The organism is Mucilaginibacter sp. NFX135 (assembly GCF_048565145.1).
In the GTDB taxonomy this organism is placed as follows: Bacteria; Bacteroidota; Bacteroidia; order Sphingobacteriales; family Sphingobacteriaceae; genus Mucilaginibacter.
In genome coordinates this window covers 5,151,352-5,168,011 of sequence record NZ_CP183412.1, presented here as the reverse complement: position 1 = coordinate 5,168,011, position 16,660 = coordinate 5,151,352, and the positions used below count along the sequence as shown (strand labels likewise).

The window sequence follows — 16,660 nt, the reverse complement described above, 5'->3', positions numbered from 1 at the left end:
ATAGCCTAATTGTAAGTGATTGTTTTTTTGAGGTAGAAATTATATGAAGCTCAGGTGTTTTTTATGCATGTTTTTGCTTTGGTTAATAACCGGAGCCGCGTTTTGCCAAATGCATTGCATAACAGAACATTACTCAACCGAAGACGGCTTATCGCATGATGTTATTACATCAATATTCAAAGACCGGCAGGGATATATGTGGTTTGGGACCTGGGATGGCCTTAACCGCTTTGATGGACATAAATTTACCGTCTTCAAATCATTAGCCGGCGATTCGTCGCAAATCAATAATAACCGCATCGATCAGATTACTGAAGACAATTACGATCATCTTTGGATCAAAGCTTATGATTCCCAGATCTATCGTTTCGATAAAAAAACCGGCCGTTTTCTTTCACTCGCTGTTATCCTCAACCTCAAAGAGAAGATCATTTTTGATAAGATCTTATCACTGGATCAGGACGCCCTGTGGGTTAGCACAATAAACAACGGAATTTTTTGCGTTAGCGGGATCAATACCGCGGGGATAAGCTACAGGAGTTATGGTCAAAGCGCCACAACAGCCCCGGAGCAGCCTTCAAAAAAATATAAATTTTTTTACGGGGATAGTGAAGGAAAGAAATGGATAGGCACAGAACACGGTCTTCTATGCCTTGAAAAGCGGCAAAAAAACGGTAGCTATGAAATAGCCGATTTAGATAAACATGCTGAAGAAGCATTTACCTGTGTGGCCGAAAGCAAATCGCAGTTATTTTTTGGCACAAAAAACGGCACCTTATACCTATATGATAAACAGGAAAAACAGTTCTCAAAACAGCGAATAAGTACTGCTGATATAAATGCGATATTGGTTAACCGCAGCCATAAAAAAGCTTATTTAACAACGGGGAACGGCGAACTGCTATCATTTACCATAGGGATTGGCCTGTTATCGCGAACGGTTTATCATGCGGGCGAATCATTACATGCGATTTTCGAAGACAATTCGGGCGCGCTTTGGATTGAACCGCGCACAAAAGGAGTTATTCGCTTTGATCTCCTGACTCAAAAATTCACAACATTTGTTCAAAAGAACGATGCCAAAAAAACCAATTTTGCGAATCATTTTAAGGTGATAGAAGATAAAAACGGGGTTGTTTGGTGTGTGCTCAGAGATGGTGGGTTTGGCTATTATGATAACGTTTCAAAACAGTTTAACTACTTTTATAATGAACCAGGTTCAAATAACCGTCGTTTTTCAAACCTTGTAACTACCGTATATTATGACCCTGCCGGTATCTTCTGGCTGCATACAGATGAACATGGCATTGAAAAAATAATTTTCCCGCCAAACGTTTTTCAAACCAGTTTACTAAATGAGCATGCCGATTTCCAATCGGATAATGAGGTGAGAGGAATTTGTGCCGACCGGCAAAACAGGCTATGGTTTGGATTAAAAAACGGGCAGGTTTTAGTTTACAAAAACGGGAAACAGCTACCGGTTACTTTCGCCAATTTTGTAGGGCAGAATATTGGCGGAGTGTATTGTATTACCCAGGATCATAACGGGGTTATTTGGATGGGTACTAAAACCAAAGGCTTATATCAGGCCATACCTACCGATCCTTCAGAGCTTCATTACCGGCTGATAAACTACCGCTATGATCCCTCCAACCCGGCATCCATTAACAGCGACGAAATTTATTCGATAAAAGAAGACAAGGAAGGCCACATCTGGATAGGTACGTTTGATAATGGGCTATGTTTGCTCAGCAGGAACAATGGGAATGTTTCATTTACCAGGCTTTCTGACAACGGAACCGGGTACCCGCAAACCTGTCTTAAAATAAGGCATTTGGCAATGGATGCAAACGGGCGCTTATGGATAGCAGCCACAGGCGGGCTGGTGATCCTGAATTATAAAAACGGTAAACTTTTATACGAAACTTACAAAAAAACACCCGGCAACCCTCAAAGCCTGGGTAACAACGATATTCAGCATATTTATCGCGATAGCAAAAACCAAATGTGGCTTGTAACGTCTGGCGGCGGGTTAAACCTGGCTGTTAGCGATCCGCAAACCGGTCTGCAAAAGTTTAAAGCATACACTTCAAAACAAGGTTTGGCCAATGACTATGTCATGAGCTGTATCGGCGATGGATATCATCATTTATGGCTGGCTACCAAGGCCGGTTTATCCATGTTTGATCTGAATACCCGTAAGTTTAAGAATTTCAATTCGTATGATGGCATTCCTAAAAAGGGGTTTTCTGAAAGTTCATGCCAGGCAACAAAAGATGGCAAACTGGTATTCGGCGCGGTAAGAGGCTATATGATTTTCGATCCGGGCCAGGTCAAGAACGATGCGATTAAAGTAAATTTAGTGCTAACCAACCTGCTGGTGAACAACCGGGATGTGGCCATCAAAGATAGCACCCGGATCCTTGATCGCGATATCAACTACGCTGATGGTGTCAGATTAAAGCATGATCAAAATATTTTCAGCCTGGACTATGCTGTTTTGGATTATCGCTCGGGTAACCACCTAACCATCGCTTATCGTTTAAAAGGGTTCGACAATGAATGGCATGAGGACAGCGACCAACAACGGGTTACTTATACCAACCTCCCCGCGGGTAATTATACTTTCGAGGTAAAATGCAATGATCCCGACAGGTTTATAAACGTTCCTTATAAAAGCCTGGCCATTACGGTGCTTGCCGCGCCCTGGGCAAGCTGGTGGGCATATATTATTTATGCCATCATCATTTGCGCAATCCTGGCTGCTATCAGACAAAACGCTTTAACTGTGCTGAAGTTAAAGCAAAAGGTGGCCGTTGAGCAGAAAATGACCGAGTTAAAGCTGAGTTTTTTTACCAATATTTCGCACGAGCTGCGTACTCCGCTTACGCTTATTATCAATCCCATCAATGAGCTTGTTCAACGATCTTACCTTAGCAGGGACGATCGTCAATACCTGACAATTATTCAGCGCAACGCAAACCGTATGGTCCGTTTTGTAAACCAGTTACTGGAGTTCAGGAAGGTGCAAAGCGGCAAGGCAAAATTAAATCTTTCGGCTATCAATATGGTAGAGCTTATTGCAGATGTAGCCGGTTATTTTGAAGAGATGCGGCAACTGAAAAATATTGAATTTGCCTTTAAAACAGATGTAGATACGGCCATGGTTTGGCTTGACCCCGAAAAAATAGAGACCGTATTATATAACCTGATCGCCAACGCCTATAAGTTTACCCCCGAAAGAAAAAAAATCACAGTGCACTTGCAGATGAAGGACACCGGCGATATGATAATTGATATTACCGATGAAGGGTGCGGAGTACTGCCATCTGAAATCGATAGCTTATTTGATCTTTATACCGAAGGCTCACACCCTAATACCGGCCATTTAAAGGGCACGGGCATTGGGCTGGCCTTATCGAAAGAATTGGTTGAACTTCACCAGGGAACCATCAGCGCGCAGAACGGTGAGCCGGGAGGCTGTTGGGTACGGGTAACCTTGCCGGTAAATGCGGTTAAAACCATAGCCCCGGTTGATGCTTCAGTGCCTGAAGGCAAACCAAGCTCCGCATTGTTACAGCCACCCCATGCAGACCTTAAAAATGAACAACCTGTTTATAACGAACCCTTACTGATTTTGGTAGAAGATAACCAGGATATGCGCGAATTGATCAGGATGCAGTTAAGCGGCAAATACCGCATAGAAACTGCTGTCGATGGCGTTGAAGGTTGGGAAAAAATATTAAAACTACAGCCCGATGTGATTTTAAGTGATGTAATGATGCCGCGGATGGATGGATTAGAGCTATTGAGTAAAATAAGGAATGACGCTGCTACCAGCCACATCCCGGTAGTATTACTTACCGCTAAAACAGCTGTTGAAAGCCAGATAGCGGGTTTAAGTTACGGTGCCGATTACTACATTACAAAGCCTTTTGATACCAGCTTTTTGTTAACTACCCTTAAAAATATTATAGAACGGCGGAGCAGGCTGGTTAATGAACTGATGACCGGTAAGGCAGTAGTGAGTTTAAATCCGGGGGATATTATAGTAACATCAAAAGATGAAATATTTTTAAAAAAGGTGTTAGAATTGATTGACGCAGGGATGGATAACCCTGATTTTAATATCGAGTCGGTTGCCGAAGTGATCAACATGTCAAGACAAACCTTTTATCGCAAACTGAAAAGTCTTACCCAGCTCAGCCCTGTTGAATTTGTTCGCGATCACAGGCTTTTGCGGGCGCAGCAATTACTGGATGCCGGTAGCGATAACATCTCCCAAATAGCGTATGCCGTAGGGTTTAACAGCCCTAAATACTTTGCTACCTGTTTTAAAGCAAAGTTCAATATCTCTCCCTCCGATTATCAAAAAATGCCAAAGCCATCTCAAGAGATCATTCGATAGCCCCACGGCATCCTGTCAGTTCCAGATATGCTGAAACCCACGCGAAAACCAAGGGCTAAAAACGCACCCAATTGCCCTTTAAGCACAAACACGCCCTTGTTGAACTAATTTTAAACCTTTTTGGCCAAATTTCAACCCTGTTGCGGGAGGTATTTATATAGGTTTGTTTTTAACACTACCGATCACCTGGTTTATCAGGGCATCGAAGCTGATCAATAATTATAACCAATTTTAAACTTCCCGGCAACAACCAATAGCCGGCGCCTTAACTTTTTTGCTATGAGAAAAATTTTACTTTTTTTTCCAACAATTATTGCGCGGTGTTTTATTCATGTGCAATCACAACACCCACCTAACCTCTGGTTCCGCTAAAAATGCAGACCGAGAAATACAGCCGTTGCAGCGTAAACATATTGCAAAGGTAACCGGCGCCTCTTTACTGATAAAAAACAGGCAGATTGTTGTTCGCTTTGCCTGCATTGTTTAATTCAGTCCTTCTAATTTATAAACCAAATTATCAAACCAATTAATAATGAATTTACCTGAACAATTACTATCCAATGCCGGGTACGGGCGGCAAAAGATCAGGCTTCTTAACCGAAGCTTAGTGCTCAGCATCTTTTTTTTGCTGGCGATGACTTGCCAGCTGTTTGGCCAGACAGACAAAACAGTGAGCGGTACCGTTAAAGATGAACATGACCGGACATTGCCCGGTGTAAACATAACCCTTAAAGGTACACCAACGGGCACAACTACCGATGCGAATGGCCATTACAACTTAAAAGTTAAAACCGGCCAGGGCATACTGATTTTTTCTTTTATCGGCTATGCCTCCATCGAAGAAAGCATCAACAACCGCACAACCATTAACATATCGCTGGCCGGAAGCCAAAAAGAGCTGAATGAAATTGTGGTTATCGGCTACGGTACGGTTAAAAGGCGCGATTTAACCGGTGCGGTGGCTTCGGTTAGCGGAAAAGACATCGCGGCCACACCGGTTCCTAACATAGCGCAGGCCATGCAGGGTAAGTTGCCGGGGGTAAACATTACCTCGCAGGATGGCCGCCCGGGTGCAGGTGTTAACATCCGTGTACGCGGCGGGACCTCCATATCGCAAAGTAACCAGGCACTGGTACTTATTGATGGTGTACCCGGCAATTTAAATGATATCCCCGGTGACCAGGTAGAAAGTATTGACGTGTTAAAAGACGCCTCATCCGCAGCCATCTATGGTTCACGCGGTGCTAACGGCGTAGTACTTGTTACAACCAAATCGGCAAAAGCGGGCAAAACCAACGTAAGCTATAATGGCTATGTTAAAATTAACAGGCCAAACAAATATTTACAGGCGTTAAACCCTTATGATTACCTGCAATATGTGTGGGCTAACGCGGCCGCAAACGGAAGCGCTTATCAAACACCTTTTGAACAATTATACGGCCTGGGCGCAAATGCCGGCAGCAATTCCGGTGGAATAGAGAGTTACCGGAACCTTGCAACAGATGATATCCAAAAACAAGCTTACAAACAATCGGTATCATGGAACCATGCCCTTACCATAACAGGCGGCACTGATAAAACAAAAGTACTGTTCTCCGCCACTTACAGTGATGATGAGGGTATGAAACTGCAATCATATCAGCGCCGGGCAACAGCAGCGTTTAAACTTACCCAAAAAATATTTGATAATGTTACGTTTGACATTAACACCCGCTATGCCAATACGCCAACACTTGGCGATGAAGGTGTTACCAGCGGCAGTGGGTCAATATTATCTTCTGCCTATCGCTTTCGCCCTATTGCCACCAACCATATTTTAGGCGGCTTGTCTGCATTAACAGCAAGCAACAATATATCGCAATACGGTAAAAATGCTTTATGGGATAGCTATAGTCCTGTAGCACGTATCAGTGACTACGACCCACTTAGTCTTTCCTCAAACTTTGTGGGGATAGCGTCATTGAACTGGGTGATCATTAAAGGCTTAACCTACCATACCGATTTTAGCGGAAACGGCACCTGGACACAGCGTAAATACTGGTCTGGCGCTACTTATAATGGCTATATCGATGATGCAACCGGTAATAAATTGTATGCCGGTAATGCCGACTATCGCAAAAACGACAGCTGGGGCCTGCGCTGGGCAAACACATTGGGCTATGAGTTTAATATTAATAAGGATAATAAAATCAGTTTATTGGCAGGTACGGAATTCTTCAATTCGGGAGGTACCGGTATTTCTATACAGGCAAATTACTTTCCGTCAAACTTTACCGAGCAAACAGCTTTTGCCCAGATCAACCAATACGACAGGACAAAAAACTCATTCGCATTTTCATCCAGCGTAAATACCCCCGACCGTCTTAATTCATACTTTGCCCGTGCCATGTATAACTTCATGGACAAGTATTTATTGACACTCACATTCCGTGCCGACGGTTCTTCCAGGTTTGCGGGAAATAACCGCTGGGGATATTTCCCGGGCGGCGCGTTTGCATGGAGGATATCGCAGGAACCCTTCATGAAAAATGTTAACTGGGTGGATAACTGGAAACTTCGCGCTTCTTTCGGTGCCGTTGGTAATAATAATATCCCTACGGGACTTAACACACAATCATGGGGTTCTGTGACTGATCCAAGAAACCAGTACGACATTAACCACACTACCCTTGCCGCGTATTCATTAAGCAACCCTAACGTTTTATCTAATCCAAATTTGAAATGGGAAACTACCATTACCCGCGATATTGGAACGGATTTTAGTTTGTTTGGTGATAAGTTATCGGGTACCGTTGATGTATATTGGAATACCACTAAAGACGTACTTACCCAAACTACCATACCCGGTGTTACGGGCTTTACTTACACATATGCCAATATCGGGCAAATAAGTAACCGGGGCGTAGAACTGTCGCTTTTAGGTACCGTATTCAAAAACCAAAATTGGAGGGTTACTGCAGGCGGTAACATTACTTTCAATAAAAACAAGGTAGACAAGCTTGCCGATAACGTGACCGGGCTCTACGGTTCAAGTTGGGCAGGCAGCGCAACTTACCCGGCATCTGATTACCAGCTTGTAGTGGGCCGGCCTGTTGGTCTGGTACGCGGCTTAACTTATGATGGCTTTTACACCCCAAATGATTTCACCTACAACAATGGCTTGTATACGCTAAAAACCGGTGTGCCCGATCTTACAAGCGTTTCGGGCGGCGTAGTTCACGGACTTGCCACCGGAACAGATCGTCCGACCGGCCAAATCGCTTATCCAGGCCTGCCTAAGTATAAAGACTTGAATAACGACGGCAAAATAGACGATAAAGACCTTTCTGTTATTGGCAATACCACTCCGAAGTTTACAGGCGGCTTCAATATTAGTGTCGCGTATAAAAATATCGACCTGGGGCTAAACTTCAATTACAGCGTCGGTAACGATATTTATAATGCCAATAAACTGGCGTCGTTATATGGCCCTAAAGAAGGAGGCGTTTACGAAAACAAACTGGCTATCATGGCTAACGCTTACAAAATTTACAATGTTGTAAACGGACAGCTTGTTCGGTTACAAACGCCTGAGGAGTTTAATGCGGCAAACGCAAATGCCGATTTGCCTTTGGCTAACAGCGAAACGGGAGTTACCTCAACACTGGGCATTGAAAAAGGTTCCTTCCTTCGCCTTAACACGCTTACTTTAGGGTATACTGTCCCTAAATCAGCGCTGAAAAAAGTTGGCATTGGAAGCCTGCGTGTATACGGCAGCGTTTATAACCTGCTTACCATTACCGGGTACAGCGGGCTCGACCCGGAAGTAGGCGTTAATGACAATGCCAATAGTTCGCCTTATCCAACCACTGGCTACGATTTTGGGTCCTATCCCCGTGCACGGTCATTTGTTGTAGGAGTAAACCTTAATTTCTAACAACTTAAACGCAAAACATGAAAACATATATAAAATATATAGCCGCAGTTTCCTTGTGTCTATCTTTTACCCAGTGTAAAAAAAGTTATCTGGATGTAACATCGCCATCCACTGTGGATGATAATTTCGTTACCACAACAACTTCTGAAACATTCAAATCACTTTCCTGGTGCTATTCCAACTACCGTCAAAATTGTATTATGGGCGTTTACCGCTGGAATGATCCCGTTGGATCGGACGCGGAATATTACCCTGAAGACGGATCAACAAATAATCTGAATGCCATTGGCCGTTCCGATCAGTTAGGGGTTGACGCGGTTGCAACCGGGTTTAACTCACTTTATCAAACGCTTGCCCTGGCCAGCAGGTTAGCCAACGTTATAGCCGGCAAAGACGCTTACAAAGCTGATGTTGCCGCCGGTAAAACCACCGATTGGACACAACTATATGGTGAAACGATAACCATGAGAGCGTTCTGTTATTTTCAATTAACACTGCATTTTGGCGATGTGCCGTACGGTTATGAAAATACAAGTGTCAGTGATTATTCATTAACCTCACGCTTTGATATTTACGATAGCTTGATTGATGGCCTCAAAAAGGCAGAGCCGCTGATGTACAGCATAGGTCAGGGCAATATCAACCAGGAGCGTATGTCGCGCACATTTTGCGATGCTTTGATTGGTCAGATAGCGCTTTTTGCCGGTGGATATCAAACCATACGTACTGATGTAAGCGGACTGTACGGAAGCGTTACCTTTACCAAAAAAGGCACCGAGGCCAACAAATGCGTATACGCCCGCCGTACTGATTACCTCACCTATTATCAAACAGCAAAAACCTACCTGCAGAAAGCTATTGACAACAAAGGCACAGCTGGTTTGATCACTACCGACAGCAGGGGCGCTAACGTCAACAACCCGTTCCAGCGCCACTTCCAATATTTTAATGATTTAACGGTGAGCCCCGAATCAATATTTGAAATAGGCAACATACAAGGCGGTACGCTGACAACCACCAGCGAATACCCATATGCTTTTGGCCGTCCGTCTGATGGGGGATCATCTGTAGGTGCACCCACAAAAACTTTCGGTGCACTGCGTATTATTCCTACTGTTTATTATGGTGAGTATGAAAATGCAGATCACCGCAGGGATGCCAGCGCCACGGTTACTGCAAGCAATGGTGACGGAAATGAAAAGATGATAGCCTTCACGCCGGGCAGTAAAAGCCTGGGAGGTATAGCCACCAATAAATGGGACGATAACCGTATGGCTACTCCAAATGTAGCCTCTCAGCGGGCATCGGGTATAAACTGGCCTATTTTAAGAATGGCCGACGTTATATTAATGCTGGCCGAAGTTAAAGCTGAATTGGGGGAAAATGATGCTGTTACCTTGGTTAACCAGATAAGGCAGCGGGCTTTTGGCAATGCGCAGCACAACATTAATCTTGCTGGTCAGGCATTAAAAGATGCCATATTGGAGGAGCGTAAACTTGAGCTGCTTGGCGAAGGGACGCGCCGCTGGGACCTGATCCGTTCGGGTACTTATGCCGAAAGGGCCATTGCAGTTCAACAGGAAATGGCAGCTACCATTAACGATATAAAAACCCTTGGATACCATCACTTTGCCAATGGCAATGATTTTCCGGCTTATATATGGATCAAGAGGGTTGCATTAACTAATCCGCTAACTTATGATTGCGCGGCAACAGATACCCTGACTAACCCGGCTGCCTATCCGGCGTGGAGAGGGCAGTACAATTATAGTGCAAATGCCACTGTTGCCAGTAAGGTAGTTGGTACAACCCACAACGTAGCCATACAGGGCTTGTTCCGCTATATTGATCCTGCCGGTACAGAAGCGGCTGCTTTACAGGCTGATGGTTATGCCAAAACTAACTGGGGAGTTGATTTGGCCAAGGCTGTTACCGTGTACCAAAGAAACATTCTTTCGGGCATAACATCAGCCGGTGACCCACCACGAGTTTATTGGCCCATTCCATCTGAAACGATCAGCAAATCCAAAGGTAAGGTAACCAATGGCTATGGATTAGCACAGCAATAGTTATCGGTTTCGGCGATTGATACGTCTTTGTATAATGTAATCATTGAGCTGTATCTGTAAAAGAAAGCGGGCTGTGTAAAAATGAAGTGCACTCCAAAAGTTAGACGAACTTAATTTAATTATTCATAAGGTGAGCTCGGTATTTTACCGGGCTCATTCCTTTTAGAACGCCCGATGGACCAGGAAGTATATGAGGTTAAAAGTCCGTGTAGCGCTTTTGGTTTTTAGGCTAAAAGCAACGATGAAACATTGCAGATCTTCGGGTTCTTTGACGCTCAGTACGACGGATCTGGTAATTGTTGCTTGCACAAAAATACGTATCCGACTCGGATAATCTCGGAGCGATTGCCCATTGTCGTTTCTCATCTTTGTCGAACAAATATTCACAACTGCATTTGAACAAATGTGCATTTGCAGCAAAATGAAAGATTATGGCAAAGATCATCACATTGGCACATCAAAAAGGAGGAGTCGGCAAAAGTACGCTGGCACTGAACCTAGCATTATGCTTCAAAGATCAATTAAGTGTGGCCCTGATTGATTCGGATTTGCAGGGAAGCATTTATCATCTCAAAGAAGATTTTCCGGAACTGGATATTCTGGCTCCGGAAAAAATAAGCGAGCTTTCGAAGCTGGACTATGATCTGATCGTAGTAGACACGCCGCCTTATTTATCCAATCGTTTAAACGAATTATTTACCCATTCTGATTATGTTCTGGTTCCGACCAAAGCTGGTTTTTTTGATGTCATGGCTATTAAATCTACTTTGGCATTGGTTAGATTTTCCCAGGCACAGAATCAAAAGCTAAAAGCTGGCATCGTCCTGAATATGATCAAGCCGCGATCCGGGATAACTACAGAAGTGGTCGGGTTATTGAGTACGCTGGGTACTCCGCTATTAAAAGCACGCGTTTTTGATAGGGTGAGTTTGGCACGGTCATCAATGACGTCCGGCATTCTAAAAAGTACCGATGAAAAGGCCATCCAAGAAATCACCGCCCTTGCAGAAGAAATCGTCGATTTGATCAGTGTATAAATCTAATTTCTAATATTTGTTCAATTGTTCATTTGAATAAACCTTCAATTGTCGCGATGTTGATTTGTTTAAATGTTCATTTGTCGGTGTCTCCAAATGGAGAAGTGTTCAAATGTTCATTTCTGCATTTATAGCATTTTACAAATGTTCATTAATTGTAACTCCCATGGATGATTATAAAAGAAAATTAGGGTCTCTTGCGGAAAAGATAAAAAAAGAAACACCTCAAACACCTATTCAGCAAGTACTGCCTGTAAAGCCTATGCTAGCATCTACTACGGATTTGGCAGAGGTCCGTTTCAATAATTGGATCCCGAGAGATCTTAAAAGGAAAATAAAAGCATACGGAGTTCAACACGATATAACGCAAAAGGGTATTACGATACGAGCTTTGCAGGATTTCCTTAAAAATAATGGACAAAATTAATAATATGATAGATGGTGCTTGTGGTAATGGATGATGGGATCAAACCGCTGTCTTTTTGCGGTTAGCAAGATGTAAGTTTGTGTCACAAACTAATCTTGCCCTCCCTTCCGGAGTCAGTCCGGGGACATGATCAAACGCTTCAAAGTCGGTTTGATTAGAAATTAGAATCATGAATAAGCAGGAAGAAAATCGGGTCAGGTGGCTGAACATCCGCTTAAAATTGGATGAATATAAAGGCTTAGAAAAAAAGTTCAGCAAGACATCATTTCAAACCATGAGCGAATATCACCGGGCTTTGCTGCTGGGTGATCCGGTGACGGTTATCCACCGGGACAGATCGATGGATGATGTACTGGAGGAGCTGGCTTTGCTCCGGCGGGAACTGAATTTTGTAGGTAATAATTTAAACCAGGCGGTCAGGAATATCAACAGTGTGCATGGGTTTCCGGATACCAGGTTATGGATGGATCTCTTAACACTTATCAAGGGAAAGCTGGAGCCATCGATCACGGAGATCAAAGAAGGAATGAATAAATACACCGATCTATGGTCGCAAAAATTAAAAGCGGAAAAAGCCTGACGGGCGCTTTAAACTATAATGAGCACAAAGTCAGAGCGGGTAAGGCGGAATTGATAGGGACTAACGGCTATACCAAAATCGACAATGCGCTATCCTTTCATGACAAGCTCTTTAGGCTGACCGACCTGGCCGGCAGGAACCTGCGGACCAAAACCAATACGGTGCACCTGTCCCTGAATTTCCATCCCGGCGAATGCATAGAAAACGATAGGCTGGCGGCTATTGCTCATGCGTATATGACCCGGATCGGGTTCGAATACCAGCCTTACCTGGTCTACAAACATAACGATGCGGGACACCCGCACATACATGTGGTGACAACCAACATACAGGCAGATGGCAAGCGCATCAATCTGAATAATATCGGGCTGTTAAAATCTGAACCGGCCAGGAAAGCGGTTGAAATGGAGTTTGGCTTAGTTAAGGCAAGTGATCAAAAAAGGGTGCTTGACCACGTGGGTGATGTAACGGTCAGGCCGGCGGAGTATGGTAAATCTGATACGAAGCGATCGATCACGAACGTCGTGAATGAGGTGGTCAGGTCTTATAGGTTTACCAGCTTGTCCGAGTTAAACGCCATTCTGCATTTGTATAAGGTGACTGCAGGTAGGGGTTCCAAAGAATCAGTGATGTTTAAAAATGGAGGACTGAATTACTGGATCACCGATACAAGGGGGAAAAAGGTTGGCGTACCTATTAAAGCGAGTAGTATCTATCAAAAGCCCACGTTGAAATTATTGGAGGGCAGGTTTAAGCTGAATGAATATTTACGAAAGCCATTGAAAGAAAAACTAAAGGCGAAGATTGATCAGGCGATAGCACACGCAAGCTCATTGAAGCAGTTTGAAAGTGAGCTCCAAAGGGCCGGTATAAGCCTGGTCATCAGGGAAAACAGCGAGGGCAGGATATATGGCTTAAGCTATGTCGACCAGTTGAACAAAGTGGTATTTAACGGGAGCGATCTTGGAAAGGCCTATAGCGCTGCGGGGGTAATGAATGCTTTATCCTATAAAACGGCTGAAAGCAGATTTGTAGCTACCGCCAGGGTTTTCGAAAAGGTTGACATGGAATCGCCGGGCGATCCATCGATATGGACCGGGTCTGCCGGGCGGGGTTTGCTGGATGAGTTATTAATGCCCTACGAAACCAATCAATCGGAGCCGAATCAATTGGAGCTGACAAAAAGGAAGAAAAAACGCAGGAAATTAAATCTCTAAGCTTACGCATATGCAAACAGGAGAAAATGAACAGGCGCTCAGAAAAATCATTGATCTGATCAGGTTTACCGGAATTCTGATATTGATCCTGCATTTCTATTTCAGTTGTTATGGCGTGTTTTACGAATTACACCTATCGCTTCCTATTGTCGACCAGATATTGGCACACTTCTATCGTTTGCCGGTTTTTAAAAGCGCTCTGCTCGCTAAATCGGTTGCCATCGGCTTTGTGATCATTTCATTGATCGGCACCAAAGGAAAGAAGGCGGAAAATTTTAAACTTTTGAATGCCTTAACCTGGTCCGGCTTAGGTTTGGCCTTGTACTATGCCAGCGGCATTTTATTTAAACTCCGGGTGTCGTACTTAGTGATAACTGCGCTCTATATTTCGGTGACGCTAACCGGATTTTTGCTTTTTTTAACCGGCATAAGCATATTGTTCCGGATACTCCATGTGAATTTGAACGAGGACATTTTCAATCGGGAAAATGAAACTTTTCCGCAGGAGGAACGAAAACTCGAAAATGAATATGCTGTCAATCTTCCGGCCCGGTATAATTTTAAAGGTAAAATCAGGAACAGCTGGATCAATATCATCAATCCGTTCCGGGGCACCCTGGTGATGGGTAGCCCCGGCGCGGGCAAGTCCTATTTTGTTATCCGTCACATTATCACGCAGCATATCAAAAAAGGATTCAGCATGCTGATCTATGATTTTAAGTTCGACGACCTGTCGGTTATCGCTTATAATGCGCTGTTAAAATACGCGGGTAATTATAAAGTAAAACCCAGTATCTGGTTTATCGATTTCGACAATATCAAACATCGCTGTAATCCCCTGGAACCTGCAAGCATGGGCGATATCACCGACGCGATGGAGTCCTCGCGGACATTTATGCTGGGGCTAAACCGGGAATGGATCAGGAAACAGGGAGATTTCTTTGTGGAATCACCGATCAACTTTGTGACCGCGCTGATCTGGTTTTTAAAAAAGTACCAGGATGGCAAGTATTGCACCTTGCCCCATGCGATAGAACTGGCGCAGGTGGATTATAAATATCTCTTTGCCCTATTAAAGATGGAGCCTGAAATAGAGGTGCTGATCAACCCCTTTATTTCCGCCTGGCAGAATGAGGCCTATGATCAGTTGGAGGGCCAGGTGGCCAGCGCGAAGATCAGCATGGCCCGGTTAGTCTCACCGGCCCTGTATTATGTGTTGTCAGGTAATGATTTTACCCTGGACCTGAATAACCCCGATGATCCGAAAATTATTTGCTTGGGTAACAATCCCTTAAAGCAGCAGGTGTACGGAGCGGTTTTGAGTTTGTATATGTCACGTACCATTAAGGTCGTCAATCAAAAAAACAAATTGAAATGCAACCTGGTCGTGGACGAGTTTCCGACGATTTACTTTAATAACATGGACAGCGTGATCGCTACGGCCCGTTCGAATAAAGTGGCAACCACATTGGCCCTGCAGGATTACAGCCAGTTAAAAAAAGACTACGGCCGGGAACAGGCGGAAGTGATCATGAACATTGTAGGGAATATCATATCCGGACAGGTTACAGGAGATACGGCAAAGCAGCTCAGTGAGCGTTTTGGCAAAATCATGCAGGAACGTCAGAGTGTCACGATTAATAGCCAGGATACCTCCGTCAGCAAATCAACACAATTGGATTTCGCGGTGCCGGCATCGAAAATAGCGACCCTGTCTTCCGGGGAATTTGTCGGGTTGGTAGCGGATGACCCGGACAATAAAATTAATTTGAAGGTTTTTCACAACGAGATCATCAACGACCATGAGGTCATCAGGGAAGAGGAAAAAGCTTATAAACCATTACCCAGGGTGAGACGGATCGATAACGAGATGATTTTCGCGAATTACCTTGCGATCAAAAAAGATATTGAGCAGATCATCAGCCGGGAACTGTCCTGAAAGTAGTTTTGCGTAAATAATTTAAAACATGGGGGGATAAGGGGTTGTAATATAAATAAGGTTTTTTTACATCTTTTTGGGTGTTTCGCAGTTTAAACGAGATCTGGTTGAACAGGAAATAGCCGTATTAAGCCAAAATTAACTTCCGATTTGTTACAACCCTTTTCTCCCTGTTTTACCCTTTGATTATGTTGTTAATTTGGATAACCAAATCATAGCCATGAAAAAGGATGTCTTGTCAGAAATTGGTGTCGCCCTGCTGATCTTATTATTTACCTATACCGCGGTCAGTAAGTTTTTAGATCATTATCGTTTTGTATTCCAGATGCGCCTGGCTCCCTTGCCGCTCATGAAATCCCTTGCCCCGGTATTGGGCTGGCTAATGCCGGCCATGGAAAGCCTGACCGTGCTCGGACTGCTGATCCCGGTATACCGGCTGAAGGCGCTTTATGCGTCGGTTATCCTGTTGTGCAGTTTTGAGATCTATATTACCGGGATGTTATTGTCCGGGTTGGAATTGCCCTGTACCTGCGGTGGCATCATATCCCGCATGAGCTGGGGCCAGCACCTGGTATTTAACGCGGTATTTATCGGGATCGGTTTCATGGCTATTTCCTGTCTTCGAAGATCCTCCGGTCGTTTAGACAATAAACGAACGGCCACGTCATAAGAACTTTCACGCGCGTAAGCAGGTGGTACCGTTGCCTGTGACTAACGGTGTAATCAATGATTTAATACAATAACCATGAAAAAAGTAAGATCGGGCTTAATCGCCCTCGCATTGACCATTGGGGTTGCTGCGGCTTTTGCGAACAGTTCGGACGCGAAAGCAGGAAAACTGGTAAACTTCAACTGGCAGACCGTAGATGCCAGCGGTAACCAGGTAAAGGTAGCCGATGGAGGTATTTACGACCCTAACCGCTCACTGGCCGAAGCCAAGGCTGATTACGGGTGTGCCGGTTTGGCTGCCACCTGCGCCTCTACGGTTCCGGCTCAGGATGTAGATCCTACGCCATCGGCTCTTTACATCAGGCATAATTAATGTGCTAAAGGAAGCTGCCTGACGC

General features: G+C 44.3%; 10 protein-coding genes. All 10 read left to right on the top strand.

Translation table 11 applies throughout. The features are described from left to right. Positions 1-109: 109 nt before the first annotated feature. The gene (locus ACNURT_RS21555) at positions 110-4,408 is read left to right on the top strand and encodes a hybrid sensor histidine kinase/response regulator transcription factor (protein ID WP_419699468.1); all 4,299 of its coding nucleotides are present in this window, start codon (positions 110-112) and stop codon (positions 4,406-4,408) included. Between the two features lie 532 nt (positions 4,409-4,940). After that, positions 4,941-8,324, top strand: a complete 3,384-nt coding sequence (locus tag ACNURT_RS21550; protein ID WP_370997013.1) for a SusC/RagA family TonB-linked outer membrane protein — start codon at positions 4,941-4,943, stop codon at positions 8,322-8,324. A gap of 17 nt (positions 8,325-8,341) precedes the next feature. Then, a complete protein-coding gene (locus ACNURT_RS21545) occupies positions 8,342-10,393 on the top strand; it encodes a RagB/SusD family nutrient uptake outer membrane protein (RefSeq protein ID WP_419699467.1) in 2,052 nt (683 codons plus the stop codon). A 431-nt stretch (positions 10,394-10,824) separates the two neighbouring features. Beyond that, positions 10,825-11,430: a ParA family protein gene (locus tag ACNURT_RS21540; RefSeq protein ID WP_090463536.1), complete on the top strand. Its 606-nt coding sequence runs from the start codon at positions 10,825-10,827 to the stop codon at positions 11,428-11,430. A 166-nt stretch (positions 11,431-11,596) separates the two neighbouring features. Continuing rightward, positions 11,597-11,857 carry a hypothetical protein gene (locus ACNURT_RS21535; protein ID WP_143013801.1) on the top strand — a complete coding sequence of 87 codons (261 nt, stop codon included), beginning with the start codon at positions 11,597-11,599 and terminating at the stop codon, positions 11,855-11,857. Between the two features lie 169 nt (positions 11,858-12,026). Next, positions 12,027-12,437, top strand: a complete 411-nt coding sequence (locus ACNURT_RS21530) for a plasmid mobilization protein (protein WP_090463542.1) — start codon at positions 12,027-12,029, stop codon at positions 12,435-12,437. Then, the gene (locus ACNURT_RS21525; RefSeq protein ID WP_090463545.1) at positions 12,404-13,654 is read left to right on the top strand and encodes a relaxase/mobilization nuclease domain-containing protein; all 1,251 of its coding nucleotides are present in this window, start codon (positions 12,404-12,406) and stop codon (positions 13,652-13,654) included. Before ACNURT_RS21530 ends, ACNURT_RS21525 begins: the two co-directional genes overlap by 34 nt. 10 nt (positions 13,655-13,664) lie before the next feature. Then, entirely contained in the window at positions 13,665-15,593 is a 1,929-nt protein-coding gene (gene mobC / locus ACNURT_RS21520) for a conjugal transfer protein MobC (protein WP_419699466.1), read from the top strand. A gap of 220 nt (positions 15,594-15,813) precedes the next feature. Beyond that, complete coding sequence (locus ACNURT_RS21515; RefSeq protein WP_143013802.1) at positions 15,814-16,263, top strand: MauE/DoxX family redox-associated membrane protein; 450 nt, start codon at positions 15,814-15,816, stop codon at positions 16,261-16,263. A 75-nt stretch (positions 16,264-16,338) separates the two neighbouring features. Next, positions 16,339-16,635: a hypothetical protein gene (locus tag ACNURT_RS21510; protein ID WP_090463554.1), complete on the top strand. Its 297-nt coding sequence runs from the start codon at positions 16,339-16,341 to the stop codon at positions 16,633-16,635. Positions 16,636-16,660 lie beyond the last annotated feature (25 nt).

Bases quoted from the DNA above. Each gene is read 5' to 3' on its own strand.
- ACNURT_RS21550 (WP_370997013.1), top strand. From the start codon at position 4,941: ATGAATTTACCTGAACAATTACTATCCAATGCCGGGTACGGGCGGCAA.
- ACNURT_RS21545 (WP_419699467.1), top strand. From the start codon at position 8,342: ATGAAAACATATATAAAATATATAGCCGCAGTTTCCTTGTGTCTATCT.
- ACNURT_RS21535 (WP_143013801.1), top strand. From the start codon at position 11,597: ATGGATGATTATAAAAGAAAATTAGGGTCTCTTGCGGAAAAGATAAAA.
- ACNURT_RS21510 (WP_090463554.1), top strand. From the start codon at position 16,339: ATGAAAAAAGTAAGATCGGGCTTAATCGCCCTCGCATTGACCATTGGG.
- ACNURT_RS21540 (WP_090463536.1), top strand. From the start codon at position 10,825: ATGGCAAAGATCATCACATTGGCACATCAAAAAGGAGGAGTCGGCAAA.
- ACNURT_RS21515 (WP_143013802.1), top strand. From the start codon at position 15,814: ATGAAAAAGGATGTCTTGTCAGAAATTGGTGTCGCCCTGCTGATCTTA.
- ACNURT_RS21530 (WP_090463542.1), top strand. From the start codon at position 12,027: ATGAATAAGCAGGAAGAAAATCGGGTCAGGTGGCTGAACATCCGCTTA.
- ACNURT_RS21525 (WP_090463545.1), top strand. From the start codon at position 12,404: ATGGTCGCAAAAATTAAAAGCGGAAAAAGCCTGACGGGCGCTTTAAAC.
- ACNURT_RS21555 (WP_419699468.1), top strand. From the start codon at position 110: ATGCATTGCATAACAGAACATTACTCAACCGAAGACGGCTTATCGCAT.
- mobC (WP_419699466.1), top strand. From the start codon at position 13,665: ATGCAAACAGGAGAAAATGAACAGGCGCTCAGAAAAATCATTGATCTG.